Below are 26,010 nucleotides of genomic sequence, written 5' to 3' on the forward strand. Positions count from 1 at the left end.
GTTGCGAGGTTGTCTTGTCGATAGTCTGCCAATCACACAGTAAAGCCCAAGGATTCCGCAGATTTAGCAGTTGGCAAGCGAATTGCTTAATCACTAGCAAAGGAGTAGCCAATCTGGTTGCTCAGTTTTAGACACCGGCAGTATGAGGCTTGGCGATGACTTCTGATCCCCGCACCATCATTATCGACGACACCACGCTCCGCGATGGCGAGCAGTCGGCCGGCGTGGTGTTCTCGTTGGAGGAAAAGTTGGCGATTGCCAAGCAGTTGTCCGCGCTGGGTGTGCCGGAGTTGGAGATTGGTATCCCGGCCATGGGTGTACAGGAACGCGACGAAATCAAAGCCATTGCTCAATTGAAATTGCCTAGCAATTTATTGGTATGGTCCAGGATGCGTGAAGAAGATTTGCAACACTGCCTGGGCTTGGGCGTCGGCACCGTGGATTTATCGATTTCCGCGTCCGATCAACATATCCAACACAAACTCAAACAAAGCCGGGCTTGGGTGTTGGCTACCATCGAGCGCTGTGTGAAAACCGCGGTCGATGCCGGCATGCGGGTTTGCGTGGGGGCCGAAGATGCGTCTCGCGCCGACAGCGAGTTTCTGGCGCAAATGGCCGAGGCTGCGCAAAGGGCCGGCGCGATAAGAATTCGCTTTGCCGATACGGTCGGCATCATGGAACCGTTCGGCGTATTTGAAGCGATTCGCAAACTGCGCGCCGTCACCGACATGGACATTGAGATGCACGCCCACGACGATCTGGGCTTGGCAACTGCCAATACCTTGGCCGCCGCATATGCCGGCGCTACCCACGTCAATACCACCGTCAACGGTTTGGGCGAACGGGCCGGCAATGCCGCTTTGGAAGAAGTGGTTGTAGGCTTGAAGCAGCTGTACGGTTTTGAAACCGGTGTGGATTTGCGCAATTTTCCTGCTCTGTCCCATCAGGTGGCGACTGCGTCCGGCGACACGATAGGCAGCCGTAAAAGTTTGATAGGCCGCGATGTGTTCAGCCATGAAGCCGGCATTCACGTCGACGGTTTGCTGAAAGACCCCAACAATTATCAAGGCGTTGACCCTGCCTTGGTCGGTCGCAGCCACCAACTGGTGCTAGGCAAGCATTCCGGCAGTCAAGGCGTGATGCACGCCTACAAACAATTGGGCATCCAGATTAACCGCTGGCAGGCCGGCCGCCTGCTGCCGCTGATTCGCGAGTTTGTCAGTTTGCACAAACGCGCACCGCAATCGACCGATTTGAATCAATTTTTACACAGCCTATAGCGAGGTGTCAGATGAGTAGCAATCGTCAAAAACCAGCCGTGCCCAGCACCGCCAAAGTCGACGTACCGCAGCAAACTGCGGCGCAGCACGAACTGCCTGATGACCGTTACCCCGGTTCGTTCTTCCGGGTGCCTGGCGTGCCGATGCCCGGCAAAACCACCTGGAGCTTGGCAAAATGATGTTTTTGTCGCCGTCGCGTCCCAGCGTTGCATCAGGACTCTGGCAAGACTGGCGCGACGATGTGGCTTGCGTGTTTGCCCGGGATCCGGCAGCACGCGGCTTACCGGAAGTATTGTTGGCTTACCCCGGCGTGCATGCGGTGTTGCTGCACCGAGTCACCCATCGCTTGTGGCACGCCGATTGGAAATTGACGGCGCGGTTATTGGCGGCCTTTGCCCGCTGGTTGACCAACGTCGATATTCATCCGGGCGCGACGATAGGCAAACGCTTTTTCATCGATCATGGAGCGGGCGTGGTGATCGGCGAAACCGCTGAGATCGGCAACGACGTGACCATGTATCACGGCGTGACGCTGGGTGGAACCACCTGGAACAAGGAAAAACGCCATCCGACGCTAGGTAACAATGTGTTGATTGGTGCCGGGGCCAAGATCCTCGGCGCGATCAATCTGGGCGATAACGTCCGGGTCGGCGCCAACTCGGTGGTGATCAAAGACGTGCCGCCATGCTGCACCGTCATCGGCATCCCCGGTCGGATTATCCAGCAAAAAGGGATAAAAATTCAGGACCCGCGCGGTATCGACCTCGATCACCATTTAGTGCCGGACCCGGTGGGCAAAGCCTTGAGTTGTTTGGTGGAACGTCTGGACGAGTTAGAAAGCAATCAAAAACGCTTTGTAGTCGCGGAAGAAACTTGCGGCAGCTGCGAAGCGGAAGGTGTCTGCCACGGCGAAGACGTGGTGGTACTGAAGCAAGCAGCAGGTGGCAAGTGATGGAAATGGATCTGTTGCAATTCGACGCCAAGGACTTGTACTACGAGAAAGCCGACAGCCAGGAAGTGGAGGACTTGATCCAATACGCTTCCGAACTGTACGCCACCGGTGAAGCGGAGCTGCCGTTATTACAGGCGTATTTGCGGGCACCGGAATCCTTGAATGTGCTGGTGTCTTTGAATCGGTTTTATTACTACCAGCATCGTTTACCGGAGGCCTTATTGATCTCCGAGCGGGCCTTGAACTTGATCCGGCCCGGCATCGATTTTCCGGAAGATTGGCGGCAGCTGGAAAGAACGCATATCAGCGAGGCGCCAAAGGACTTGCTGACTCGGATCAGGCTATATCTGTTTACGTTGAAATCCATCGGCTTCTTGAATATGCGCTTGGAAAATCTGGAACTGAGCAAGGCGATTTTCGAAAAGTTGGTGTCCTTGGATGACAAAGACAGGATAGGCGCGCAGGGGCTTTTGGAGCTGGTTGTGCGTCGGCAAGAGGCGGCGGAAGGGATTTTTCGCATGCCGCAAGCTTTCGGGTAGGCATCGCCCAACAATTGGATGCCCACGATAAGTGATGTTTGTTGTTCCGCGCTATTAACCTAAAGGTGATCGCCATGATGAAAAAACAAAAATCCGATCCATTTTTGGCCCAAACAGCTGTGATGCTGGTGGTTTTATTAGTGGTGTACGCATTGGGAGAACAACCTGCCAATCTCGATCACCTGATGATGAGGTAATGACGATGAGTTTAGAAGAAGATATGGAAGAGCTGGAAGCTGCGGAAGACTTTCTGCGCTATTTCGAGCTGGAATACGATACCACCGTCGTCCACGTCAACCGGCTGCATATTTTGCAGCGCTTCCACAATTATCTGAGCCAAGCCGGCGATAACATGCCGGAAGACGAAGATGCGCAACGGGAAGTCTACAAAAAGCTGTTGCAGCGTGCTTACAGCGATTTTGTGGACTCCGACGCACAGACCGAAAAAGTATTTAAGGTCTTTAAGATGATGGAACCGCAAACCGTGTTTGTTTCCCTAGCGGATATTAAAACATGATAGACGAACGTTACGACGAAGAGCGCTTCGAATTCGGCGAACGGGTTAGGCTGACGCGCAACGTTCGCAACGATGGCACCTATCCGGGTATGGATGTCGGCGACTTTTTGCTGCGCCGGGGCAGTGTCGGCAATGTCATCGAAGTCGGCACCTTTCTGCAAGACCAAGTGATTTACACCGTGCATTTTTTGGATGCCGGGCGGATGGTTGGCTGCCGCGCCGAAGAATTGATCCCGGCTGATGCACCCTGGAATCCAAGCCGCTTCGAGTTTCGCGACCAGGTCGTGTGTACGATAGACATCCCCACCCAGGACGGTAATTACCCCGCCGGCACCCAAGGCGAAATCCTGAAAGTGTTGCGAGACAGCGATCCCTTGCTCTACCACGTGCGTTTTCCGGGTAAAACCATGCAGGTGCCGGAAAGTGTATTGGAGCCGGCGGATCCGGCCACCTTCAAAGAACCGGAGGCATAATGATGAACCAGACGTCGATAGAGCCTTACACCCTGTTGCGGGCCGCCTTGAGCCTGTTCCAGAAAGCGCCGGCCGAATTGGAGCAACTGCAATTGCGCCAGGTGGAAGTGCAAGCCAAAAACGAATACGAAATCGAAGGCCGAGTCCTGAACTCCGCCGAAGCGACTGGCGTGGTGATTTCCGATACAGAGCTGGACCGCGCTTACAAGGAAGTGCGCGGCCGCTTTGAAGATGAAGACGCTTTTTTAGCGGCATTGAACGCCAACAGCCTGGATGTCGATATGCTGAAAGCGGCTTTGTATCGGCAGTGCAAAGTCGATGCGGTGATGGATAGAGTGGCCGCCCGCGCACCCAAGGTTAACGAGGTGGAAATCGGCATCTTTTATCACTCGCACCCCGAAAAATTCCATAAACCCGAGACGCGCCAGGCCAGACATATCTTGATCAGTATCAATCCGGATTACCCCGACAATACCCGCGAGGCGGCGTGGCGGCGGATTAACGAGATTCTCGGCACCTTGAAACGTAAGCCGCATAAATTTGCCGATTTGGCGCTGAAGCATTCGGAATGTCCCACGGCAGTGCAGGGCGGCGAAGTGGGGACAGTGGCCAAAGGCACCTTGTTTCCGGAACTGGATGCGGTATTGTTTAATTTGAAAGAAGACGCCATTAGCGATGTGGTGGAAACCGAGATGGGTTTTCATGTGATTCAATGCCTGAAAATCATCCCGGCCGAAACCATGTCGCTGAAAAAAGCGACACCGAAGATTCAGCAGATCATGCAGGATCGTTACCGCAGAAATTGCCAGCGCACGTGGCTGGCCAGTCTGCCCGCAGTCAACAGGAGTGCCTAACATGTTAAAAGAACCCAAACATTGTTCGTTTTGCGGTATCGAAGCGTCGGCGGCCGTGCCGATGATTGCCGGCACGGAAGGCTACATCTGCGAAGCCTGCGTGATGTTGGCCAGCCAGGTGGTATCCAGCTGGGGCAAGAAGAAAGAATTAGCCGATATGCAAGGCCCTTTGCCCAAGCCCGCCGAGATGAAAGCCATGCTCGATCAGTATGTGATCGGCCAGGATTTGGCCAAGGAAATTCTGTCGGTCGCGGTATACAACCACTACAAGCGCTTGAAAAACGTCAGCCGTAAAGTCGGCGGTTTGGGCGAGTCCGATGACAGCGTGGAAATCGGTAAATCCAATATTCTGATGATAGGCCCTTCCGGTACCGGCAAAACCTTGCTGGCTAGCACGCTGGCAAAAATCGTCGGTGTGCCGTTCGCGGTCGCTGATGCCACCACGTTGACTCAGGCCGGTTACGTTGGTGACGACGTCGAAAATATTCTGGTGCGCTTGCTGGATGTGGCCGACGGCCAGATCAGCAAAGCCGAATGGGGTATGGTGTATATCGACGAAGTGGACAAAATTGCCCGCAGCCCGGAACAGGCTTTCGGTACCCGCGATGTGTCCGGCGAAGGCGTGCAGCAAGCCTTGTTGCGGCTGGTCGAGGGCTCGCATGTCAAGGTTCCTTCCAAGGGCCGGCGCAAGGATCACAGCGGTAATGATTCGGTCATGGTGGATACCAGCAATATTCTGTTCATAGCCGGCGGCGCATTTCCGGGTCTGGAAAAACACGTGGAAAAACGCTTGCTGCCGCCGAAAACCGCTATCGGTTTTCATGCCGAAGTCAGCAACCCGGACGACAAACCGACGCTGGAAGCGATGTTGAATGCCACACAGCCGGACGATTTGAAACGCTTCGGCTTGATCCCGGAATTTATCGGCCGCTTCCCCGTGTTGGCGCCGTTAGAGCCCTTGGATGTGGATGCCTTGATCCAAGTCTTGACCGAACCGAAGAACGCTTTGGTTAAACAATACCAACATCTGTTTGCCTTCGATGATGTGGAGCTGGAATTCACCCAGGATGCCTTGGTGGAAATCGCCGAAAAAGCCATCGCCCGCAACACCGGCGCCCGCGGTTTGCGCGGCATCATGGAGCACGTACTGCGCCGCACCATGTTCGATTTACCTTCCCGGCCGGACGTCGAGCGCTGCATTGTGAATGCCGAGGTGATACGCGGCGAAGCGGAAATTGAAGTCGTGCCGCGCGACAAACCCACTGACGGTGACGATTTGAAGCGGTTGTCGGGCGGGGAGTGAGTTTGGCGGCCGGGCTGTAAAAGCCGAAGCCCAGCCCTAGCATTGAAAAGTTTTAGTTAATCGAGAAATCTACTATGAGCGTTAAAGAAAAAATCTTGCAACAACTTGCCGAAAATCCGGTGATTATTTACATGAAAGGCGTGCCTAGCGCTCCGGAATGCGGATTTTCCGCGAAGACTGTCGGCATCTTGAACGAAACCAAGATCCCTTACGCTTATGTCAACGTCTTGCAATCGCCGTTCATCCGCGAAAAGCTGCCGTCCATTTCCAAATGGCCCACCTTCCCGCAAGTGTTCATCAAAGGTGAACTGATCGGTGGCGCCGACATTGTCGAGGCTATGTACAAGGAGGGGACTTTGTTGCCGCTGTTGCAAGCGACCGTTCAGCCCGCCGAGAGTGCGGACGCCAGTCAAACCATTACCCATTCCGAAGTGGAAGCCTTGATTCTGGCTGCCTATCCGGGGGCGACCATCGGCATCGAAGGCGCTGGCTGCGATTTGAACATCACCGTGGTCAGCGAATTGTTCGCCGATCAACCCATGATCAAACAACATCAAGGCGTCATGGCTACATTGAGTGCGCCGCTGGCTTCCGGCCGTTTGCATGCCGTCACGCTAAAGACACATACGCCTGAAGCTTGGGCCGCTCAGCAACCGGCGGCAAATCCGGGCTTACTGCAAATTCAAATCTGATCTAGTTAACAAGGAGACAACACTATGGCAAAAGTAGGCATTTTTTTCGGTACCGATACCGGCAACACACGCAAAGTAGCCAAGACCATTGCGACGAAATTGGGCGATGCGGCCGACAAGCCGGTCAATATCAATAAAGCCTCCGTGGACGATTTGTTGGCCTACGATGTCTTGATCGTCGGTTCGCCGACTTACGGCGAGGGCGAACTGCCGGGCATGAGTGCCGGACACGATAACGAGAGCTGGGAAGAATTTCTGCCCACGTTGGCGGGCGCCGATTTCTCCGGCAAAACCGTGGCGATCTACGGTTTGGGCGACCAGGAAGGTTATCCCGGCAATTTCGTCGATGCCTTAGGCTTTTTATATGACGCCTTTGCCGACGCCGGTGCCACTATCGTCGGTATGACCAGCAGCGAAGGTTACACTTTTAAAAAATCCAAAGCCTTGCTGGGCGACCAATTTGTCGGTTTGGCGTTAGACGAAGACAACCAGAAAGAACTCAGCGAAGGCCGGCTCAGCGCTTGGCTGGATTCAATTTCCTCCGCCTGGGCTTGATAGGCGAACCATGATCGAAGAAGCGGCCATCGTTACCCGCGTTAGCGATGGCCGTACCTGGATCAAAAGTCTGCAAAGCAATGCCTGCAGCGGCTGTTTGCAACAACAATCCTGCGGCACGGCGACACTGGCAAAAGTGCTCCCCAAGCGCGAATTTCCAGTCGATTGCGACATAAACCTGCAAGCCGGCGACCACGTGATGGTGGCGATAGACGATGGTCAACTGCTGCTCACGTCGCTGTTACTCTATCTGGTGCCGTTGATTTTTATGCTGATCGGGGTGGGCTTGGCCGAAGCCTGGCTACCCGCTCCGTATAACACGGATTACTTGCCCGAAGTGGCGTTAAGCACATTGCTGACCGGCTTTTGGTTGATAAATCGCTGTCAAAATCTGCTACTGCTCCATCTTTGTTTTAAGCCGCAAATCGTCAAGAAACTGGGTAGCGATTGATTTTTCGCTGGTTGACGCACTGGTTGTGTAAAGTCAGTCCGCTTCCGTTTGCTTGCGCTACGCCGGCAGACAAAGCTGCCATGTCGGTTTCAGGCGTGTAAACATTTCCATTCCTTTGAGCTCGTGTTGCAAGATTTGCCAACGGGCCAGATCAAACGAATCCCGATACAAACACGCAACCCAATCCGCCAGTCGCACGGCGGCATAGGTTTCTCCATTGTTGCTGTCGCAGGCGGTAAGGCCGGCGCTGTGGTGGTAGCCGGTGATAATGCTAGCCGCATCGTAGCCCCAGCGATGCAACGCCAGCGCCGCTAGGCCGGCATGAAAGGTCGTCTCCTCGGGCAGATGCGATTCCGCCGCCGAGGCCACCGCATTGAGTGTCGCCGGCAGCTCGGAAAAATGCATGTCGGCAAACAAGGTTTGCACGTGCGCGGCAAGCTCGGGGGTATTTGCCGCATGCCAGAAATTGAAGACCAGGCTTTGCCGTGGCTGAATAGCCTCCGTAACGCCATGGTATGAATCGGCATGCAGCAAAAAGCCGAAGGCTTTGTTGTATTCCGGATTGACACGAAAAACCGCGTCACTCTCCGGCGAGGCGAATAGTTCCAGCACCCCGCCATGCTCGGGTTGCCATTGCTTATTCAGTTGCACAACCAGCCGGGCAATCTCATAACCCACCAGCGGCCGGTCGCTGTGTCTGCCTATCACTTGTCCAGGCAGCATGCGTTGCGCCGTGACTAACAGACGATTCGTCAGCGGCAATCCGGTAATCTCGCGCATTCTAGCCAGCACTTCGGATTGAAATGCCGCTGGAATATGCTCGGTAACGTCTCTAAGCGAGCACCGGTAAAACGCCCCATCCCGATGCTGCCACTCGGCATCCAGCAAAAATAAACGCTCAAGCGCCGCGCACTGCTCCCTAGAAAATGCGGAATTGTCGTAAAAAAACGGGAACGGGCTATCGTGGTGGATGGGCTGTGAGAGCAACAGCTAAGCTCCTATTAGAATCAAATTGAGAGGTAGCAATACAACTACAACTGATCATTCCCGCGATTACGCTTCGCTAATCGCGGCTACAAGGGGTGGCTGAGTCGCTAGCTACACTGTGATCTTTTTACATTATTGCTTCGGATAAACCTGTACCCACTCGATGCGTGGGCCGTTCATTTCCTTGACGACGATTTCAAAGTCGTTAAAGGCGATGCGCTCGCCGGCTTCGGGGATGTCGCGCAATTGCGCCAGGATCATGCCGCCTACCGAATCGACATCATCCAGATCCAATTCTTCGTTTTCCACGTCGATGCCCAGAATCCGTTCCAGCGAAAAAATCGGCAAGCTGCCTTTACCCAGCAAGCTGCCGTCGTCCTGGCGGGTCCAGTCGCTTTCGGTTTTTCGGAATTCGTCGCGGATTTCGCCGACCATGGCCGACAGCAAATTGTCCAAGGTGATGAAACCGTGCGGCTTGTGGCCTTTCTGGCCGATGACGGCAAAGTGCGGTGAGCCTTGGGTAAAGCGGCGGAATAATTCCAGAGCGGGCATATGCGCGGAGATATGTTGAATCGGCCGTAAATAGGGTTCCAAATCGTCGATTTGCTGGCCGTTTTGTTGCGCGAGGAATAAGTCCTTCAAGTGGATCACACCCAAGACGTCGATGCCGTTGCCATCGAAATACGGGTAGCGGCTGAAGCAGCTTTTATACACCGTATCCAGCATTTCTTGCTGAGATTGCCCTTGGTACAGCGCGGTGATTTCGTGGATAGGCCGCATTAAATCGGATACTTCCAACTTGCCGAAATCCAGGGCCTTGGCCAGTACATTGCATTCGTCGCTGGTCAGGTTTTCACCGGCCCGGCTGGAGCGCAAAATCAGTTTCAATTCGTCGTTGGAATAGTGGCTGTCTTGATTGTGGCTGTTGCTCAAGCCGGCTATGCGCAACACCAGATTGGCGCTGCCGTTCAACAACCAAATCGCCGGATACATCAACCAATACATCGCATACAACGGTCCGGCACTCCATAAGCCTATGCCTTCCGGGTTGCGGATCGCCAGCGATTTGGGGGCTTGTTCGCCTACCACGATATGCAGAAAGGAGATGGTGCAAAAAGCAAAGCCAAACGAAATGTTGTGGATGATTTCCGGTGAGGTGATTTCGGCTTTGGCAAACAGCGGAACTAACAGGTCGGCGAAAGCCGGTTCGCCGATCCAGCCCAAACCCAGGGAGGCGAGGGTAATGCCGAGCTGGCAAGCGGATAAGTAGGCATCGAGTTGTCTGTGTACTTTGGCGAGTATTCTGCCTCGCCAACCTTCGGTTTGTTCAATGGCTTTAATCCGGGTTTGTCGCAATTTAACCAAACTGAACTCGACTGCGACAAAGAAGCCGTTGAGACATACCAGCAGCAAGGCGCAGGCGACCAGGACAAGATTACTCATAGATAAAGCATTGATTACAGCGGAAACAGCATTATACCGGTAATCCGGGTCTTTGCTTGTTACGTGATGCTGCTCAGCTCAGATCGCGCTTAATCGGGCGGGCCGGGCAGGCGTTCGACATTGGCGGCCATATGGCTCGGATACAGCGCCGGGCCGAATTGGGTAAAAATGGCCACATCCGCCGCATCGTGGCCGTAAGCGACGATGACCCGACCGCCGCAAGGTTCGGCTTGAGTGGGATCGAAGGTGTACCAGCGCCCATCCACATAAGCCTCGAACCAGGCGTGAAAATCCATGGGCTGCAAACCGTATAAATAACCGACCACCATTCGCGCCGGAATGCATAAAGCCCGGCACAGGGCGATGCCCAAATGCGCCAGTTCGCGGCAGACGCCTTCGCCGGCCAGATTGGTTTCAACCGCCGAGAGCTGGAAATGCGGCGAATCAGGATTGAAGCGGATATTCTCGCGCAGCCAGCGGTGCACGGTGGCGACTTGGTCATAGCCCGGGATGGCGTCGGCGACGATGTCCTGGGCCAGGTCGATAAACCGGTCGGATTCGCAATAGCGGGTGGGTGTCAAATAAGTCAGCACACTATCCGGCAAATGTTGCACTTCGGTGAACGGTGCGCCGGGGCAGACGTCGATATGCTCATGGGTGTGAATATCGGCGCTGGTGCGCACGGCAAACTCGCCGGGTGGGGCAATCAGGCGCTGGCAGAGATTCCCGTAGTAGTCGGTAAACTCGAAGACCGGCACCGTCGGTGTCAACGTATACGACTCCCGCGCCACCCATTGATTTGCGCCGCTACGCGGCCGCAGCATCAAAATAAAAGGGGTGTCGATGCTGACATCGAAGGTTATTTCGCAACTCGTGCGCAGCCACATATGAGGGTCCTGGTGTTGATTATCGAAAAATCAGCGTTGATGGCAAGCGCAGCCCGTTAGATGCCGATACCAGCCGCTTAAGCCACTTGGTCTTGCACGTTAAATCTTGGCTTTGCCTGAGCGGAGAGGCCAGAACGGGATCGACAGCACCAGTATACACAGCAACCACGCGACGAGCTGCTGATTGTAAAACGTATACCCCAGCGCCACCGGCAAACCCTCACTAAAGCCGGGATGCGCTTGGATAAAGTCGTAGGCGGCCATGAACTCGTGAGTTTCGCCTATAACCACAGCGAATGTGCCGGCGCTTAAAAAATAGGCCAGCAAGCGGTCGCGTGGCGTTTGCGAATCCCCGCCGGATAGACTATCAAAGCGCAGCATCTGCCGGGAAAAGCGCCGCTGGGCCAGGCATAGGCACACGGTCAAACCGCAGACGCCGAGGGCCGGAATCGCGAATTGTTCGACGGGAAAGCTTAGATACCGGCCGTTGAGCGCCAGGCTGTAAGTTTTGTACAGCGCCAAAATCCCGAAAAATAAATAGGCGCTTCTCAAGCGATGGGCCAGTGCCGGTGCTGCGGATTGCTCGGCTAAAATCGCATAGCTGCGTTGCAGCAGCAAAGCGCTCAACACGCCGTTGGCGGCGATAATCAAGAGGGTGTAAGCCTGTTGCCAAATGCTATAGCTGGTAAACCACGCAAAACTTGCCAGCGTGACCAGACAAACGCTAAATACTTGGGCCAACGTCAAAAAGACCAACTGGCGCGGCCAAGGCAACTGGGCCAATTTTTTAAAATAGACCGCAACCATTACCAGCCACAAACCCGTCGCCCAGGCAAAATGCCCTAGCCAGTCCGGATTTTCGTAAACCGGGCCGGTCAGCGGAAACACCGGTTCGCGGTCGATAGTCAGCAAGCCCCAGTTGGCGCCGACCACGCCTTCGTTATGGCTTTTCCAGGGTTGGTTAAAGGCTTCGACGATGTTGTAGTCCAAACCGTGCCGGTTGACGACCTCGATCAGGCTGCGGATGAAGCGGGTTTCGTTGACCACGCTGGGCACGGCTTGGCCGCGCTGGCGGCCGGCGGCCGGCCAGCCGGATTCGCCGATTAGAATCGGCTTGTTCAGGCCCATGCTGTGGGCTTTGGCTTCGATTTGTTGGACGATTTTCTCCACATGTCCGGCCGCCTCCTCAATCGCCACCGGCTCGTCTTCCCAATAGGGCAGAATGTGTACGGTGATGAAGTCCACTTCCTGCATCAGTTGCGGATATTTTAAGTAGATAGACCAGACATCGGCATACGACACCGGCTGTTTCACCGCCTGTTTAACCTGGCGGATATAGCCGATCAGCGTGTCTACATCCATGTCTTTCCGCAGCAGCACTTCGTTCCCGACCAGCACTCGTTTGATCACGTCCGGATGGGCGTTCACCGCTTCGATCAGCGCGGCGATTTCCTTTTTGTTACTGGCATGCCCATCGCCCAGCCAGCCGCCTTGGATCATTTCCACCCCGTGTTTGCGCGCAAATTCGGGCGTCGGCTGCATGCCGCCGAGGATGGAGTAAGTGCGGATGGTATGGGTTTTATCGGCAATTAAGCCCAGATCTGCGTCGATATGCTCGGGCAACGGAAACTTTTCTTCAATTGGGCTAAACCCCTCGCGATAAGGAGCAAACGACAAACTGCGCAATTTACCCGAAGGCACATCGACACCGGCATCCTGCGGGCGATTCAGGCTCCAGGCGATGGCGCCGTGAACGGCAAGGATGAACATGAGGCAGAAAAACAGATGGGTGGTGCGCATGACTGGAGGATGGTTAAGCTGAGTGAATAAATATGTGGGTTGCCGGGATTATACAGTCTTGGCGCGCGCTAAAAATCAAAGTCGCTGAGTCTGACGGCGATTCTCGATAAAACTATGTTATCTGCCGGTTATGCCGCAGGTTATTTGCCGCATTCGCGGGCGGCCTGCCACTAAGGCGCAAAGCAGGGCAGGACGCCGGGCGGGGCTTGCCGGCAATATTCGCCTTTGGTTCGATAATTGCAAACGCTCTGACGCAGCTATGCGGTAAGGCTTTGGCGGGGTGCCGGCCGGCTGCTGTTTTTGATTGAAGCTTTGGATATTTCCGATACGCATGAGTGCACAGCCAATGACCGATATTTCCGCGTTCTGGACCGAGTCCTTGGCCGATGAGTTATTGCGCTTTTTAACCGGGCGCTTGAAATGCCCGGACATTGCCGCCGAATTAACCCATGACACCTATCTGGGCTTACGGCAAATCGCCGAGAAAACGCCGCCGGATAATGCTCGCGCCATGGCGTTTCGGATCGCGATCAATCTGACCATCGATCATCAGCGCAAAACCATGGTCAGGGACCGTTACGGTGCCGACGAAGATATTGATGCGCTGGTTGATACCCTTCCCGGTAACGCCGCGCCGCCGGAACAGGTGTTGATAGGTCAACAACGTCTGGCCGCGTTGCAGCATGCGCTGGGCGAGTTGCCGCAAGCCTGCCGCACTGTGTTTTTACTGCATGGGGTCGATGGCCTGACCTATACCCAAATCGCCGAACGTTTGGGGATTTCCAAGTCCCAAGTCAATAAGCTGCTGGCCCAAGCCATGGCGCATTGCGCCCGGCAACTGGCCGATTAAACAAAAAGCCCGCATTCTTTTTCCGCAACCCACTTCATCCCGATGCCGTTGACTGCCGCCGCTTGCCTTACTTGGTATGATCGCTTTCGCGCCTCGCACGTCTTTATCAATAACAGCCTTGCATAATGGGAGATTGCATGCCAGCGCCGTCCGACAAATCCGCTCACACCAGTCTGCAAGATCAGGCCATCGCCTGGTTGATTTGTCTGCGCGACGACAGATTGGACGATGCGGAACTCGAAGCCTTCGCCGATTGGTTGAGCCGCGACCCCTTGCATGCCCAGGCATTTACCGAGGCTGAGGCTTTGTTCAGCGATATGGTGCTGGCAGGCAGTTTGTCCAGTGCGAGCGAATCGCTGCAACCCGCGTCTCTACACGCGGCGGCGGAAAAAAATGCTGCCGCTGGCCAGATTATTGACCCGGCCCTATCTATCAGAAGGATTCCGTGTCAGCCGAGCTCGTCGAAGCCCGGGCTGGTGACCCCTGCGACAGGTTCAGGGCGAATGGTAATCAAGAGTAGGGCCAATAAACCAGCCAGCCGCCGGCCGTCGGCCAGGCCGCGCCGGCCCTGGTTTGCGGCCGGGCTGACTGTCGCGGCGATGTGGCTGTTGGCGATTAGTCTGATCATGCCGCAACAAGCGCGCTTATTTAGCGATTATTTAAGCGACTACCGCACGCAAACCGGTGAAATTCGCGAGATTCAACTCAGCGACGGCAGCCGTTTGCTGCTGAACACCAATAGCGCGGTTTCGGTAGCGTTCACCGCCGCGGCCAGGCGTATCGTCTTGCACCACGGCCAGGTGCAATTTACGGTGGCAAAGGATAGCCGGCGGCCTTTCGACGTAGTGGCCGACGATTTGACGGTCCGCGCCTTGGGCACCGTGTTTGACGTGTATAAAACCGCGACCGGGCCTACCGAGGTGAGCGTCCAGGAGCATGCCGTAGCGGTCAGTACGGCGGATCAGGACAGTGACGTTACCGTCGCCCAGGGGCAGGGCTTGGTCTATCAACCCGGACTGCCGCTGCCGCATCCGCGGGCCGTGGGCGCGGAGCAGTCCGCTTGGCGGCAGCATCGCCTAGTGATCAACGATAGACCTTTAGCTGACTTGATCAGCGAGTTGGAGCGCTATCGATTGGGACGGATATTTCTGGCGGATGCCGCACTTAAAAATCTGCGGGTAACCGGGGTGTTTTCTCTGGATGCGCCCGATGAGGCACTGTCCTCGGTGCGTAAAGCGCTGGCGTTGCAAGAAACCCGTATCGGTCCCTGGGTGTTACTGCATCGCTGATTTTTTGGGTGCTGTAAGCCACTCCGGGCAGCGCGCGCATGTCCAAAACGGTTTGGCGCATATGGGTCGAAAAATCCAGCCCACCGGCTCAAGCCTTCAACTGCTGTCCCTCATTACCCGCATTCAAGCAAAAGTCGTCCTTCCGCCGGAAACTTCCTCAGTCGCGCAGCGCTGCGATTTTTTCAACGCGGTTTTGCCGGAATAGCGACGATTTTTTGCCAATCAGGAAATTTTTGTGATCGATTTTTGTGCTGAAACGACTTCTATGTTGAGAAACATTATTTTTCGGACAGGACGGATCTTGAAAGCACGGATTAACGATTTTCGCTACCCGCTGGCAGTGGACGTATGGCATCGGCCAGCCGTATATCTGTGCTATGCGCTGAAAGGCAACCGCGTCGGTGTCGATACCTGGGTGTTGATCGGGCTGGTGGCGGCCGGCGGACAATTGAGCAGTAGCCAGGCGGTCGCTACGGAAGTGGTTCGCCACTTCAATATCGGCCGCCAGTCCTTAAACAACGCGCTGATTCAATTTGCCGCGCAAGCCGAGTTGGAATTGATTTTTTCAGCGGACATGTTGCGTGAGCTCGCCAGTCCGGAGCTGCGCGGGGACATGTCGGCAGAGCAGGCGTTGACACACTTGCTGCATGGCAGCGGTTTTACCTACCGTTTTATCGATACCGACACGGTGACTTTGGAACGCAGTCCGGCGGCAAAAGAAGTGTCTAGCCTGCCGCCCCCCGTTACCTTGGATGCCATGACTGTCGTGGGCTCGAAAACAGCGGAGGCCGGTGCGGAAATCGTCACCGAGCCGATGCTTGACGAGGCGCGGACCTATGCCGTCAGGCATATTGCCAGCGCTACCGGAACCGACACGCCAATCAAGCAAATCCCGCAGTCGGTGCACGCGCTTAACCGCCCCTTGTTAGACGACCAGCAAACGATCAACCTCAGCGAATCCTTAGTCAATGTTAGCGGCATAGTGGCGCGCAATACGCTCTACAGTCCGGTTATCGAAGGCACCTTAATTCGCGGTTTTCGTTCCGAACAACTGCTGGACGGCTTTACCCAGTACTACAACCCCGGTGACCGGGAAAGCACTATTAATATCGACAGAATCGAAGTGCTGAAGGGTTCTAACGCCTTGCTCTACAGCGGTGGCTCGGGCTCCCCGGTGGGCGGGGTGGTGAATCTGCTTGCCAAATTGCCGCAGGCCAAAGCCTTCGGCGAAGCGGGTTTTAGAATCGGCAGCCACAGCTTTTATCAGCCGTATTTCGATATCAATCAACCGCTAAACGCCAATATTTTGTTGCGCATGACCGGCGAATATACCAACGCCAGACATAACATCGACATAATCGAAACGCAGCGTTTTAACCTTAACCCGGCCCTGACGCTGACCGATAACGACCAAACCCGTTTGACGATCCAAGCCAAACTGTCGCGTTGGCAGCAACCGGAGTACCAGGGCTTGCCCGCCACCGGCAGCATCGCCGGCGATTTTGCTACCCGGCCCGACTTGTTCCCGGGGCCGGCCAATCTGCCCGATAGCCATTCGGATGCCGATGCGGTATGGGCGACGCTGGACCGGCAGCTCACCCGGAGCTGGCACTTAAACCTGAAGGCGCGCTATGCGCAGGCTAAATTCGACGAGAAAATTCAGACCTTGTTCGGAAGCGATGGCCTGATCGCGGACCGGCCTTTACTGCCGGTATCGAGCTGGGCATTGGTGAATGCCGAATTGTTTCAAGAACAGCATGAACGTAGCGTATTGGGCAATTTACAGGGCAAATTTAAGTTGGGTCCCAGCGAAAACAATCTTTTGTTGGGCGCTGATTACAGTCGTTTGCAAGATGCCGGCTTTATCGAGGGCGATTTCGGCGCCTTGGGTTTTGGTGTTGGTACGGTCGATTTGCGGGCACCGATATTTGACTCCCCTTATGCCGTACCCGGTCCTGGCCAGGAAAATCAGTTCATCGAAAACCTCACTTACGGCGCTTACCTGCAGTGGCAAAGCACGCTGTACCGGCGTTTGCATTGGCTGTCCGGTCTTAGGCTGGGCAAGGTTGGCATCGATTTTAATAATGCGCAAACCGGTGTGCACGAGACAACGGATACGCTGAAATGGTTGCCGCGCCTCGGCGGCGTGATCGATCTGAACGAGGAGGTTTCCTGGTTTGTTTCCTACAGCGAAGGCATGCGCGGCCAACCGTTTGTCAATTTCGTCGATACGCCGGCGCCGGAATTGTCGAATCATCTGGAAACCGGCTTGAAGTTCAATTTTGCGAATCAATTCAGCGGCCAACTGGCGCTGTACCAAATTGAGCGTAGCCAGGTCGCGGTCACCGACAGTAGCGATTTCCTGCGGCGTTCGGTCGCGGCAGGGCAGCAACGCTCGCGCGGTATCGAAATGGATTTGCTCTGGCAACCGGTCGAGGGCTTCAGCGTGCTGGCTAACTATGCGCATACCGACGCCCGCTTCATGGACGACAAAGCCGGGGTGGCTGCCGGCAATCGCTTGGCTCAAGTTCCGGAGGATGCCGGGCGGCTCTGGGCGCATTACCGTTTTCAGCAAGATGAGTTGCAAGGTTTTAGCTTGGGTTTCGGCGTGTACGCCCGCGCCGGCGCTTATTTATCCAATAACAATCGCTTTAAAACCGCCGGCTACCACAGCTTCGACGCGGCGTTGGCTTACGAAACCGGGCGTTTCCAATGGGCGGCCACGGTCAAGAATCTCAGCGATGAGGATTATTTTCAGCCCTATGGCTATTTCGAGGGCCGGGTGGCGCCGGCGCCCGGCCGCGCCGGGTTTCTGAGTTTTTCAATCAAATATTGATGCCGTCTTTAGCTATTTGCCACAGGAGTTTTTCAGGAGCACCTCACTCAGGGATTTAGAGTGATGTCGTAAGGACCGCGACAAACATGCCACATCCGCCGCGAGACGGAGCCGGAAAGCCACGGGTCTTGGAGATTAAGACAGCCGGGTTACCTGCAAGTTAAAGACCCATACTCCGGGTCGCAATTTGCGGATTAACTTTAACCGTACTATTAAGGAATAAAAAATGACAATCTTGCATTACAACCGCACTCAACTGGTAAGCGCCAGCCTGCTCGCCTTCAGCGCATTGGCCGCCGCTTTGGCGCCTGCTACTGCCAGCGCCGCACAAGTCACCGGTGATGCCACCATCACCATCAACAATGCGGCTTTTGCAGCGGCATCGGTCAATGTCGGCAGCGGGTATCCGAATGGCTGGATTGTCGCGAAACATTGGGGCGCCAGCGATAATTTATTGGGTATCACCGGTGCAACCACGGGCGGAACGACGCTATCGGCAACCGCCAGCACCGCGATGTCGTTTGCGGTTAATGCCAACACCACGACCAACAGCTATCCGGCTGCTGGTCCCTATGGCCGTACCGAACAAGCCACGACGATGGACGCCGGCAATACCTCGGTCGGTCAAATCGGTCTGAGTGGCGCCTGGTTGTTGACCAGCCAAGGCGGCAGCGGCATTTTGACGCCCTACGACTTTAGCCTGGTAAAAACCGGAAGCACCTGGAATATCAAAACCTACGATACCGGTTTTGGCTACCAAAATTTCTTGAAGCTGACCAACGTCTCCGAGTCGCTGAACGGCAATGGCGAATTACTACTGAGCGGCGACTTGCAATGGACCGGTTTGTGGGCCGGTTTGGTTGGCGCCAATACCAATGCCGTGGTCGGTACTTTTAGCCTGGCTCCCAGTACGGCGCCATCGGCGGTACCGGTACCGGCGGCGGTCTGGATGTTCGGCAGCGGGCTGCTGGGCTTGCTGGGTGCAAGTCGTAGAAAAGCCTCGGTCGCGGCTTAACGCGCAACATGGGCTTGGAGCGGTCGGCAAGATTCGCTTCGGGCCCGGACTTTCGGCAACAAATTCCTCTTCGTGCCTGCATGCCGCCGACTACGGCCGCTTGTGTATTCAGGCAGGGAGAGGGCTTATTCTGACCATCCGCTGATAGGGATTTTATGAAGATCAACAAAAACTGTGGCTATCCCGCTTTGGTCGTGCGGGCGATGCTAGCCATCGGTATGGGAATTGCCTCAGCAAGCGCTGAGGCCACGCTATTGAATGCACCTTCCGGCGGTACGTTTACGATGAACCTGGACCGGAATGCGCTGGGGGCTATTACTTGTCGACGTTTTGGAGTACGGCAACGTCCAATGCTGATAATCCGGCCAATACCGGCGACCATTTGCTTAGCCAACTCAATACCACCGAGATTTCCGGACTCAATCAGGTGTTTGAGTTGACGGCTATCGGTAACGATCCTAGTCCGCAAGCCAGCCAGCGTTACGTCAAAGCCACATCAGCCGATTTTGCCATCGATACCATCACGCTGGCCGGCGTGGCCGGGGCACAAGTGGGCATGACAGGCGTGCAGGGTTTTTATGCGCCGAACTGGCCGCCGACTGGAGCCGGCTTGGTCAACGGCGATTTTTCGCTACGCTACGATGCCGACCGGCAAACTTTGGGCCGCACCGGCTGGTACCTAGCCAATAACATTTATTTCACGATGGCGGTGTACGACTTAAACAACCTAAGCCTGAGCTTTAGCAACGCCGGAAACTGGCAGTTGAGTGGCGATTTACTGATGTCGCCGGAAAACGCCGGCATGTTGCAAGGCGCGCAACTGGTTGATGTCGGCAGTTTCTGTTTGGGCACGGGTGCCTATGCCGGTTGCGGACAGGTGTCGGCGGTGCCGCTACCCGCTGCGGTCTGGCTATTCGCTAGCGGCTTATTGGGTTTTATCGGCATAGGCCGTAAGCCATATCTTTCAAGGAGTGTGACATTATGAAAATCAATAATCATCGATCATCCACCTGGCTATTAGCCGTTCTCGGTGTATTGTCGATCAGCCAAGTTCAAGCCGCTACAGTCAGCGGCGGTGCGCTGGTCCTTAACCTAAACCGCGATGCGTTAATCGCCAGCGTCGATGTGAATGACTATCCGGACACGCCCACCGCCGACTTTCCGATTTGCTGCCGGCCTTCCATTTATCTGGAAGAGTTTTACGATGCTTCGGCCGCATCGAAAACATTTGTACAGTTGCGCGACGGCAATACGCCGGATTTATACGATCTGGTGGCCGATGAAATTCCGGCAACCGGGTTGCAATTCAGCGTCAACGGGGTAAGTCCGATAGTGAATCCTGGTGGGCGGCAGAACAGAAATACTACTTTCACGTTCGAACCCGGCAATTTGTTCGGCACTGCCAGCGGCAGTATCGGTCTGGGCGGCGTGATGCGTTTTAGAGTGGATGTCGATCCGCCGACCAATAGAGTGTTGTTGGGCGATATGACCTTGGAATACGATCCTATTCTTGAAGCGGCAACGCCCGGGCGTTCCGGTTGGGTGATTACTAATCACATTGGCTTCGATGCGGGCGGTTTTGAGTTGTTTGATGTCACCACCGCAATAGTGGGGAATACGTTAAGCCTTAACGGAAATTTGGGTTTAGGGTGGGGTTTCGATCATCTGGGGGCTCGCGACGCCCGCTTGCGCGATACACGTATCGGTACTTTCAGCTTGCAAACCACTGTGGTGTCGGGAGAGCTGCCGGCGACTGTGCCTTTGCCGGCTGCTGTCTGGTTGTTTGCCGGCGGTTTGGCCGGACTGTTTCTGAATAACCGTTCCGACAGAAGGATGGCGTGATGAAACCAGCCGAAGATCCAGAATTGATTCGGCCGTTGACTGCGGTTTACCCAGCGCCTGACGAACGCCACCCAGCATATTTCCGCCACGGGGGCTGGATAAAAATCGCGGCGGGCATAGGCGTCGGTTTGACATTGGCGACAGCCTTACAGGCAGCGCCTTCTCCCGATGTCGGCTTTGGTGTGTACCGCAGCCATCAAGTCAACGTCGATGCGGATGGGCAAAACATCGTAGGCGACAAAGGCAATGAGCCGACGCTGGCCCTGAGTCCGCTAAATCCCGCCAATATTGTCGTGGGCTGGCGCAGGTTCGATTCACCGCCCACTGCCGTCAAACACGGCGGCTATGCCTATAGCTTTGACGGCGGCGGGAGTTGGAGTACCGGCATGCTGCCGGCCTTACCGTTGCAAACCCGCACCGATCCGGTGTTGGAGGTTGATACCCTGGGCAATTTTTATTACCAGTCCTTGGCGGTATCGGATAGCACTTCGGTGTTTAAATCCGGCGACGGCGGCGTGACTTGGTCGGAACCCGTGTATCAGTTTAAAGGCGACAAGAACTGGCTGGCCATCGATAAAACCGGCGGTCCCAGCGACGGGCATATTTACAGTACCTGGCGGCGACCGGCCGACAGCAACCCCGATCCAAATTATGTGCCCAAATATTTCATCCGATCCACGGACGGCGGTGTCAGCTATCAAGAACCGGATGCGGCATTGCCGGTGGCAAACTTTGGCTTTGGCCGGCTGACCATAGGCGCGGAAGGCGAGGTTTATCTATTCGGCGTCGATGAAACGATTTTGTCCGTCAGTGCCTTGGGCATAGTGCGTAGCGGGCACTATTTCCTGAAATCGGTTGATGCCAAAGATCCCGCCGCTTCACCCACCTTTACCGCGCAAAAGGTCGATATGGGCGGCAACAGCATGATGTTCCTGTCGCCGAGTTTGCAGTTGCCCAACCCGCTGGGCGGCGACGGCGATGTGCAAATTGCCGCCGATCAATCGGCCGGGCCGTTGCGCGGTAATATCTACCTGCTGGCGCATGTTTCCCCCTATGCTTGGCAAACCGGCGGCGATCCGCAGGATATTCATTTCGTGCGCAGCAGTGACGGCGGCGCGACCTGGTCGGCACCGGTGCGGGTGAATGACGATCCACCCGCCGCCAATGCTTATCAATGGTTCCCGATGTTGGGGGTGGCGGCCAACTCCCGCCTAGACGCGGTGTGGTACGACACTCGCAACGGCAGCGGCAGCGCGCCATACCGCTATTCCCAGCTTTACTACGCCTACTCTTGGGACGGCGGCGTAACTTGGAGCAAAAACCAGGCGGTCACGCCGGTGTTCAATACGCATCTGCCGTATAACATCGTGAACGGCGAAGAGCGGCAAGGCGACAAAATGGGCGATTACACCCAGTTAGTCTCCGACGCCAACGGCGCGCACATTGCTTACACCGCCACCTACCACGGCGAGCAGGATGTGTATTACCTGAATGTGTTTCCGGACTGTAACAACAACGGCAAATCGGATGTGCTGGATATTCAAAACCGGGTCAGCGGCGATACCAACTTCAATCATTTACCCGACAGCTGTGAAAACATCAGCGTAAAAGGTGATCTGGACGGTGATCGCGATGTCGATCAACTGGATTTGAACGTGGTCATTGCGGCGCGCAACCAACCGCCTACCGGCATAGCCGATCCCCGTGATCTGGATAAAAACGGCGTGATCAACGCATTGGATGTGCGCAAGCTGACTTTGCTGTGTACGCGCTCGCGCTGTGCGGTTTAAGCCGGCTTGACCCACGCGGCTGGTAATCGATTTCTCCAATCTGACGCACGAACCGAAAGTACTCCGTCATTCCCGCGCACGCGGGAATCCGGGATGCCGAATATAGGACTAACAACGATGATGAAACAATTCAAAGCCGGCATAGTCGGTATAGCTTTATTTGTCGCCGGCGGTGTGGCCGATGCGGCCATTGATTTACATTTCACGCCCCGTAGCCAAACCGCCGACGCCATTGAAATCGGTTTGAACATTTCCGGTTTGGGCGACGATGCGCTAGGAACTTATGACTTTAATATTCAGTTTGACCCAACACGTTTGGCCTTTGCCGGTGTGGTTTTCGGCGATCCGGTGTTGGGTGACGAATTGGATGTGTTTGACTTGGGTGGCAACAGTACCGCCGCCGATGTGCTGGGTCCGGGAGTGCTGAATTTGTTCGAATCGTCCTTGGACAACGCGGCGGATTTACAAGCCCTGCAAGCCGATAGCTTTACGTTGGCGATCATCCGTTTCGAGGTGCTGAGCGGTGGTAGCAGTCAGCTTGGTTTATTGATTAACGGTTTGGCGGATGCCGGGGGTGACGGCTTGTCTGCAAACACAGCGCCGCTCACCATCAACCCGGTCGCCGCTGTGCCGTTGCCGGGGATGGTTTGGCCGATGGTTGGTGGGTTTTGGGTGGTGTTGAGGTGGCGTAGGAGTTAGTCAAAGTAGCCTGGATGAAGCGGAGCGTAATCCAGGCGCTCTTTGGAAATAATCCAGTTTTCGTTGCACTTCATTCTGAGTTATTGCTAAGCACGTATTTGGGTGATATACGGAACTTTGAATTACTTGTTAAGCATCACAATGTCCGACGCTCCCAAATACATCGTTCGCAGGCTCGAGCTCTCAGATGCCGGGGCCTTCTATTCAGCCGTCCGCGAGTCTATTGATGAACTCGTTTACTGGATGCCATGGTGCTCTAAGGACTATACACCGCTGGATGCGGAAAACTGGATCAAGACCACCATGCAACTCTGGGCAGCAGATGCCGAGTATCCTTTGGGCATCTTCGATGCTGTCTCAGGCGCAGTGATTGGCGGGACAGGCGTCAACCACATCAACCGAGCCTATCGGATTGGCAATATCGGGTACTGGGTGAGCTCGCAGCATACTGGTCAGGGAGTCGCTAGGTTCGCAGCCCACCACTCGGCACTACTTGGATTCAGTCAACTGGGCCTGACCCGCCTTGAAATTGTCGTGCTTACTCACAACAAAGCAAGCCAACGGGTGGCTGAGTCGCTTGGTGCCAAACTGGAATGCGAAGCGAGGAACCGTCTCTACTTTCAAGGCAAGCCGCACAATGCTTTGGTCTACTCGCTCGTACCCGGGGACTTACGGTGATACCTAAGCCCTCGCTCAAGCTGACCTGCTATGGCAGGCCTTGTAAGTCCTGCTATAGCAGGTCAGCTTAGCCTCGTATGTCAGGGTGCGCGTTATCTGTTCGTTCCCTGACATACCCAAATGCGAGTATTGAATGTCACATAACCGCTTACGCGGCAATGTGGCCTAAGGCTACGATTCGCACGAAATTCGAAAGCCGCATTCCATGTTGGCATCAAGCGCGAAATTTTGTTCCGGGAGGTTCAAATCAGTTTCAGACGGCTATTGCACCTGGCGGGTGCCATTCTCTCGGTCGCTTTGGGAGTCGGCTTGTGGAAGCAGTGGACATTAATCTGCAACGAAGCGTGTGCGCCGGGGCGGGCGTTAATGATGATTTTGCTGAGCTTTTTGCTGCCGGCCGTGGCGTATTCGACGCTCTTGGTATGGACGGCTACACGTCCCAGCCCTGTTGCCCGCGTTATCTCCGCTGCTTTGACTTTTGCCAGCCTGATGGCGGCGATTTGGCTAAGTTTTTTTGCGTGAGGTAGCGCGGTTTGGGTTTATTTGCGTTCGCCGATTTTTGGCAGCCGATCCGCCAAACCCATCGCATGCCGCGTCAGCAGTTTTTTCGCAAACGGCAGGTGGTCCAGCATGGTCAATCCGGCGTTGCGGACGGCGGCCAGCGGTAAATTGTCGTTGGAGAACAGTTTCACCACGCTATTGGTGAAGCCTATGGTTTTACCGTGGTCTTGTTGGCGTTGCCGGCTGTAGTTTTTCAGCAGGCGGGCATCGCCCAAATCGCCATCGCGTTCGTGTTGGTCTATCAGCATTTCCGCCAATAAGGCCACATCGCGTATCCCTAAATTAAAGCCTTGGCCGGCCACCGGGTGCAGTTGATGCACGGCGTTGCCGATGATCACGGTGCGGCCGGAGACCATGCTTTCGGCGCGGATCAGGCTTAACGGAAATGCCCGGCGCGGTGCGGCCAGTTTTAGTTCGCCCAAGCGGTAACCGAAGCAGTTTTGCAGTTCGGCGAGAAATTCGCGGTCGCTGACGTTAATCAGGGTTTCCGCTTGTTCGTGAGTGCGCGTCCACACCACGGCCGATTGTTTGCCGGCCACCGGCAGCAAGGCCAACGGGCCGAATTCGGTGAAGCGTTCGAAGGCAATGTTGCGGTGCGGCAGCGCCGATTGCACGGTGGTGACCAGCGCGGTCTGGCCGTATTCGGTGATTTGCTGGGGAATTTCCAACAGCTTGCGCACCGTGGAGTTGCCGCCGTCCGCGCCGACCAGCAATTGCGCACTGACGTTTAACGAACTGCCGTCGTGCTGCTTCAAACTGACGTTCACCGCATCGCGGCCGGACATCAATCCGGCGACCCTAGTTTGATACAGGCAAACCGTGTCGGTTTTCTCGACCAGATCGGCCATGTGTTGTTCGATGTCGCGGGCGACGATCACATAACCCAAAGCTTCCACGCCCTGATCAGCCGCATCCAGCCGGGTTTTTCCGAAATGGCCGCGGTCCGAGACATGGATGTGTTTGATGGCGGTGGCTTTATCGGCCGCGCCGCGCCAGGCGCCCAAGTCGTTGAGTAGTTCCACGGTACCGGCCGCCAAGGCTAGCGCGCGGTCGCCGGCGGGGGAGTGGCGTAGTTGCTCGCGGCTATTGGCTTCGACCAGGGCTATCTTCAAGCCGCTGTTTTTCAGCGCCAGGGCCAGACAATTACCGGCTAGGCCGGCGCCGACAATGATCAGGTCGAAGTCGTGTTGCATCTGCTTTAGCCCAGTGCTATGGATCGATCGTAAAGCGTTTCCGGCGCGACATCTAGCTCACCCGGCCAACACACGGTACCCAGTCCGACATAGGCTTGATCGAATAGTGAGCGGTCCTTAAGTTTAATGAAAACGCCTTTATTCAGATAAGGGGACATGTCGAACAAGCGGTGCTCGCCGTTATCGAACCAAAGTTCCAGTTTATAGTTGTCTTTAGGCTGCACTTGAATCACGGATTCCATAATGACCTTCCTTTAGCGTAAAGGATCGATAGGGAAGAGTTTTTCGCCATTGATCGCCAAGTTCCAATCGGCTAACAAAGATTCCCGATGAATTTCAATCCAGGCCTGCACCAGCCCGGATTTGGCAAGCGGCAGGTCGTCGCCAAGTAATGAGCCGTCGGCTATGGAGAACGAGGCATTGTAGTCTTGATATTTGGCTTGGATATGCCGAAGTTTATGGCGCTCATCGTCGAAGAAATACATACAAATGACGATGCCATAAAACATGCTGATGGTTGGCAT

29 protein-coding genes and 1 riboswitch are annotated in these 26,010 nt (G+C 55.4%); of the genes, 22 read left to right on the forward strand and 7 right to left on the reverse strand.

Translation table 11 applies throughout. The features are described 5' to 3' along the window. The first annotated feature begins 155 nt into the window (after window positions 1–155). From nifV to QLH52_RS13280, 12 genes are all read left to right on the forward strand, one after another. On the forward strand, window positions 156–1,280 hold the full coding sequence (gene nifV / locus QLH52_RS13225; protein ID WP_319961902.1) for a homocitrate synthase: 1,125 nt from the start codon (window positions 156–158) through the stop codon (window positions 1,278–1,280). Between the two features lie 11 nt (window positions 1,281–1,291). Continuing rightward, window positions 1,292–1,459, forward strand: a complete 168-nt coding sequence (locus QLH52_RS13230) for a hypothetical protein (RefSeq protein WP_165385990.1) — start codon at window positions 1,292–1,294, stop codon at window positions 1,457–1,459. Next, a complete protein-coding gene (gene cysE / locus QLH52_RS13235; protein WP_033159093.1) occupies window positions 1,456–2,232 on the forward strand; it encodes a serine O-acetyltransferase in 777 nt (258 codons plus the stop codon). The genes QLH52_RS13230 and cysE overlap by 4 nt, the downstream gene beginning before the upstream one ends. Beyond that, the gene (locus QLH52_RS13240; RefSeq protein ID WP_084153507.1) at window positions 2,232–2,771 is read left to right on the forward strand and encodes a hypothetical protein; all 540 of its coding nucleotides are present in this window, start codon (window positions 2,232–2,234) and stop codon (window positions 2,769–2,771) included. Before cysE ends, QLH52_RS13240 begins: the two co-directional genes overlap by 1 nt. A gap of 74 nt (window positions 2,772–2,845) precedes the next feature. Beyond that, window positions 2,846–2,968, forward strand: a complete 123-nt coding sequence (locus QLH52_RS13245; RefSeq protein WP_256438917.1) for a hypothetical protein — start codon at window positions 2,846–2,848, stop codon at window positions 2,966–2,968. A gap of 5 nt (window positions 2,969–2,973) precedes the next feature. Next, window positions 2,974–3,288, forward strand: a complete 315-nt coding sequence (nifW, locus tag QLH52_RS13250) for a nitrogenase-stabilizing/protective protein NifW (protein WP_033159105.1) — start codon at window positions 2,974–2,976, stop codon at window positions 3,286–3,288. After that, entirely contained in the window at window positions 3,285–3,761 is a 477-nt protein-coding gene (locus tag QLH52_RS13255; protein ID WP_033159092.1) for a nitrogen fixation protein NifZ, read from the forward strand. The genes nifW and QLH52_RS13255 overlap by 4 nt, the downstream gene beginning before the upstream one ends. Beyond that, window positions 3,761–4,615 (forward strand): nitrogen fixation protein NifM, encoded by an 855-nt coding sequence (nifM, locus tag QLH52_RS13260; RefSeq protein ID WP_319961903.1) that lies wholly within the window; start codon window positions 3,761–3,763, stop codon window positions 4,613–4,615. Before QLH52_RS13255 ends, nifM begins: the two co-directional genes overlap by 1 nt. Before the next feature lies 1 nt (window position 4,616). Next, complete coding sequence (gene clpX, locus QLH52_RS13265) at window positions 4,617–5,918, forward strand: ATP-dependent Clp protease ATP-binding subunit ClpX (protein ID WP_101054171.1); 1,302 nt, start codon at window positions 4,617–4,619, stop codon at window positions 5,916–5,918. A 74-nt stretch (window positions 5,919–5,992) separates the two neighbouring features. Then, window positions 5,993–6,610, forward strand: a complete 618-nt coding sequence (gene grxD / locus QLH52_RS13270; RefSeq protein WP_033159089.1) for a Grx4 family monothiol glutaredoxin — start codon at window positions 5,993–5,995, stop codon at window positions 6,608–6,610. A 24-nt stretch (window positions 6,611–6,634) separates the two neighbouring features. Continuing rightward, window positions 6,635–7,165 (forward strand): flavodoxin, encoded by a 531-nt coding sequence (locus QLH52_RS13275; RefSeq protein ID WP_020483339.1) that lies wholly within the window; start codon window positions 6,635–6,637, stop codon window positions 7,163–7,165. Window positions 7,166–7,175: 10 nt separating this feature from the next. Further along, a complete protein-coding gene (locus QLH52_RS13280) occupies window positions 7,176–7,616 on the forward strand; it encodes a SoxR reducing system RseC family protein (protein WP_205451327.1) in 441 nt (146 codons plus the stop codon). A gap of 57 nt (window positions 7,617–7,673) precedes the next feature. Here the strand turns inward: QLH52_RS13280 and QLH52_RS13285 are convergent, their stop codons facing one another. The 4 genes from QLH52_RS13285 to QLH52_RS13300 form a co-directional block, all read right to left on the reverse strand. Continuing rightward, a complete protein-coding gene (locus QLH52_RS13285) occupies window positions 7,674–8,603 on the reverse strand; it encodes a 2OG-Fe(II) oxygenase (RefSeq protein ID WP_319961904.1) in 930 nt (309 codons plus the stop codon). Window positions 8,604–8,735: 132 nt separating this feature from the next. Then, window positions 8,736–10,046, reverse strand: a complete 1,311-nt coding sequence (locus QLH52_RS13290; RefSeq protein WP_319961905.1) for a hemolysin family protein — start codon at window positions 10,044–10,046, stop codon at window positions 8,736–8,738. Window positions 10,047–10,135: 89 nt separating this feature from the next. Continuing rightward, window positions 10,136–10,933 (reverse strand): transglutaminase domain-containing protein, encoded by a 798-nt coding sequence (locus QLH52_RS13295; protein ID WP_101054162.1) that lies wholly within the window; start codon window positions 10,931–10,933, stop codon window positions 10,136–10,138. Between the two features lie 99 nt (window positions 10,934–11,032). Beyond that, entirely contained in the window at window positions 11,033–12,733 is a 1,701-nt protein-coding gene (locus QLH52_RS13300) for a glycoside hydrolase family 17 protein (RefSeq protein ID WP_319961906.1), read from the reverse strand. A gap of 331 nt (window positions 12,734–13,064) precedes the next feature. Between QLH52_RS13300 and QLH52_RS13305 the strand changes: the two genes are divergently transcribed. The 10 genes from QLH52_RS13305 (at window position 13,065) to QLH52_RS13350 (ending at window position 24,254) form a co-directional block, all read left to right on the forward strand. Further along, on the forward strand, window positions 13,065–13,583 hold the full coding sequence (locus QLH52_RS13305; RefSeq protein ID WP_319961907.1) for a sigma-70 family RNA polymerase sigma factor: 519 nt from the start codon (window positions 13,065–13,067) through the stop codon (window positions 13,581–13,583). A 137-nt stretch (window positions 13,584–13,720) separates the two neighbouring features. Next, window positions 13,721–14,872, forward strand: coding sequence for a FecR family protein (locus QLH52_RS13310; protein ID WP_319961908.1), 1,152 nt, complete (start codon window positions 13,721–13,723; stop codon window positions 14,870–14,872). Window positions 14,873–15,173: 301 nt separating this feature from the next. After that, entirely contained in the window at window positions 15,174–17,708 is a 2,535-nt protein-coding gene (locus QLH52_RS13315) for a TonB-dependent siderophore receptor (RefSeq protein ID WP_319961909.1), read from the forward strand. Window positions 17,709–17,786: 78 nt separating this feature from the next. Then, window positions 17,787–17,865: riboswitch (cyclic di-GMP riboswitch) on the forward strand. A gap of 69 nt (window positions 17,866–17,934) precedes the next feature. Next, window positions 17,935–18,723 (forward strand): hypothetical protein, encoded by a 789-nt coding sequence (locus QLH52_RS13320; RefSeq protein WP_319961910.1) that lies wholly within the window; start codon window positions 17,935–17,937, stop codon window positions 18,721–18,723. A 319-nt stretch (window positions 18,724–19,042) separates the two neighbouring features. Continuing rightward, a complete protein-coding gene (locus QLH52_RS13325; protein WP_319961911.1) occupies window positions 19,043–19,708 on the forward strand; it encodes a hypothetical protein in 666 nt (221 codons plus the stop codon). Next, entirely contained in the window at window positions 19,705–20,565 is an 861-nt protein-coding gene (locus tag QLH52_RS13330; RefSeq protein WP_319961912.1) for a hypothetical protein, read from the forward strand. Before QLH52_RS13325 ends, QLH52_RS13330 begins: the two co-directional genes overlap by 4 nt. Continuing rightward, window positions 20,565–22,355, forward strand: a complete 1,791-nt coding sequence (locus QLH52_RS13335; RefSeq protein ID WP_319961913.1) for a hypothetical protein — start codon at window positions 20,565–20,567, stop codon at window positions 22,353–22,355. Before QLH52_RS13330 ends, QLH52_RS13335 begins: the two co-directional genes overlap by 1 nt. A gap of 117 nt (window positions 22,356–22,472) precedes the next feature. Continuing rightward, window positions 22,473–23,054: a cohesin domain-containing protein gene (locus QLH52_RS13340; RefSeq protein ID WP_319961915.1), complete on the forward strand. Its 582-nt coding sequence runs from the start codon at window positions 22,473–22,475 to the stop codon at window positions 23,052–23,054. A 141-nt stretch (window positions 23,055–23,195) separates the two neighbouring features. Then, on the forward strand, window positions 23,196–23,732 hold the full coding sequence (locus QLH52_RS13345; RefSeq protein ID WP_033159076.1) for a GNAT family N-acetyltransferase: 537 nt from the start codon (window positions 23,196–23,198) through the stop codon (window positions 23,730–23,732). A 366-nt stretch (window positions 23,733–24,098) separates the two neighbouring features. Next, window positions 24,099–24,254, forward strand: a complete 156-nt coding sequence (locus QLH52_RS13350; RefSeq protein WP_171697586.1) for a hypothetical protein — start codon at window positions 24,099–24,101, stop codon at window positions 24,252–24,254. A 17-nt stretch (window positions 24,255–24,271) separates the two neighbouring features. On the opposite strand, the gene ubiH is transcribed toward QLH52_RS13350, so the two are convergent. Genes ubiH through QLH52_RS13365 form a run of 3 tightly spaced genes read right to left on the reverse strand, consistent with a single transcriptional unit; the run spans window position 24,272 to window position 26,010 of the window. Then, on the reverse strand, window positions 24,272–25,486 hold the full coding sequence (gene ubiH, locus QLH52_RS13355; protein ID WP_171697587.1) for a 2-octaprenyl-6-methoxyphenyl hydroxylase: 1,215 nt from the start codon (window positions 25,484–25,486) through the stop codon (window positions 24,272–24,274). Window positions 25,487–25,491: 5 nt separating this feature from the next. Further along, window positions 25,492–25,728: a DUF2442 domain-containing protein gene (locus QLH52_RS13360; RefSeq protein ID WP_101054125.1), complete on the reverse strand. Its 237-nt coding sequence runs from the start codon at window positions 25,726–25,728 to the stop codon at window positions 25,492–25,494. 12 nt (window positions 25,729–25,740) lie between these two features. Beyond that, entirely contained in the window at window positions 25,741–26,010 is a 270-nt protein-coding gene (locus QLH52_RS13365) for a DUF4160 domain-containing protein (protein ID WP_171697588.1), read from the reverse strand.

Origin of the sequence: Methylomonas defluvii (assembly GCF_033949435.1) — a bacterium.
GTDB classification, from domain to species: Bacteria; Pseudomonadota; Gammaproteobacteria; order Methylococcales; family Methylomonadaceae; genus Methylomonas; species Methylomonas defluvii.

Bases quoted from the DNA above. Each gene is read 5' to 3' on its own strand.
- nifV (WP_319961902.1), top strand. From the start codon at position 156: ATGACTTCTGATCCCCGCACCATCATTATCGACGACACCACGCTCCGC.
- QLH52_RS13365 (WP_171697588.1), bottom strand. From the start codon at position 26,010: ATGCCAACCATCAGCATGTTTTATGGCATCGTCATTTGTATGTATTTC.
- QLH52_RS13310 (WP_319961908.1), top strand. From the start codon at position 13,721: ATGCCAGCGCCGTCCGACAAATCCGCTCACACCAGTCTGCAAGATCAG.
- QLH52_RS13345 (WP_033159076.1), top strand. From the start codon at position 23,196: ATGTCCGACGCTCCCAAATACATCGTTCGCAGGCTCGAGCTCTCAGAT.
- nifM (WP_319961903.1), top strand. From the start codon at position 3,761: ATGATGAACCAGACGTCGATAGAGCCTTACACCCTGTTGCGGGCCGCC.
- QLH52_RS13330 (WP_319961912.1), top strand. From the start codon at position 19,705: ATGAAAATCAATAATCATCGATCATCCACCTGGCTATTAGCCGTTCTC.
- QLH52_RS13335 (WP_319961913.1), top strand. From the start codon at position 20,565: ATGAAACCAGCCGAAGATCCAGAATTGATTCGGCCGTTGACTGCGGTT.
- QLH52_RS13295 (WP_101054162.1), bottom strand. From the start codon at position 10,933: ATGTGGCTGCGCACGAGTTGCGAAATAACCTTCGATGTCAGCATCGAC.
- QLH52_RS13275 (WP_020483339.1), top strand. From the start codon at position 6,635: ATGGCAAAAGTAGGCATTTTTTTCGGTACCGATACCGGCAACACACGC.
- nifW (WP_033159105.1), top strand. From the start codon at position 2,974: ATGAGTTTAGAAGAAGATATGGAAGAGCTGGAAGCTGCGGAAGACTTT.
- QLH52_RS13240 (WP_084153507.1), top strand. From the start codon at position 2,232: ATGGAAATGGATCTGTTGCAATTCGACGCCAAGGACTTGTACTACGAG.
- cysE (WP_033159093.1), top strand. From the start codon at position 1,456: ATGATGTTTTTGTCGCCGTCGCGTCCCAGCGTTGCATCAGGACTCTGG.
- QLH52_RS13350 (WP_171697586.1), top strand. From the start codon at position 24,099: ATGATGATTTTGCTGAGCTTTTTGCTGCCGGCCGTGGCGTATTCGACG.
- QLH52_RS13305 (WP_319961907.1), top strand. From the start codon at position 13,065: ATGAGTGCACAGCCAATGACCGATATTTCCGCGTTCTGGACCGAGTCC.
- QLH52_RS13255 (WP_033159092.1), top strand. From the start codon at position 3,285: ATGATAGACGAACGTTACGACGAAGAGCGCTTCGAATTCGGCGAACGG.
- QLH52_RS13230 (WP_165385990.1), top strand. From the start codon at position 1,292: ATGAGTAGCAATCGTCAAAAACCAGCCGTGCCCAGCACCGCCAAAGTC.
- QLH52_RS13300 (WP_319961906.1), bottom strand. From the start codon at position 12,733: ATGCGCACCACCCATCTGTTTTTCTGCCTCATGTTCATCCTTGCCGTT.
- QLH52_RS13320 (WP_319961910.1), top strand. From the start codon at position 17,935: ATGACAATCTTGCATTACAACCGCACTCAACTGGTAAGCGCCAGCCTG.
- ubiH (WP_171697587.1), bottom strand. From the start codon at position 25,486: ATGCAACACGACTTCGACCTGATCATTGTCGGCGCCGGCCTAGCCGGT.
- grxD (WP_033159089.1), top strand. From the start codon at position 5,993: ATGAGCGTTAAAGAAAAAATCTTGCAACAACTTGCCGAAAATCCGGTG.
- QLH52_RS13340 (WP_319961915.1), top strand. From the start codon at position 22,473: ATGATGAAACAATTCAAAGCCGGCATAGTCGGTATAGCTTTATTTGTC.
- QLH52_RS13280 (WP_205451327.1), top strand. From the start codon at position 7,176: ATGATCGAAGAAGCGGCCATCGTTACCCGCGTTAGCGATGGCCGTACC.
- QLH52_RS13245 (WP_256438917.1), top strand. From the start codon at position 2,846: ATGATGAAAAAACAAAAATCCGATCCATTTTTGGCCCAAACAGCTGTG.
- QLH52_RS13290 (WP_319961905.1), bottom strand. From the start codon at position 10,046: ATGAGTAATCTTGTCCTGGTCGCCTGCGCCTTGCTGCTGGTATGTCTC.
- QLH52_RS13360 (WP_101054125.1), bottom strand. From the start codon at position 25,728: ATGGAATCCGTGATTCAAGTGCAGCCTAAAGACAACTATAAACTGGAA.
- clpX (WP_101054171.1), top strand. From the start codon at position 4,617: ATGTTAAAAGAACCCAAACATTGTTCGTTTTGCGGTATCGAAGCGTCG.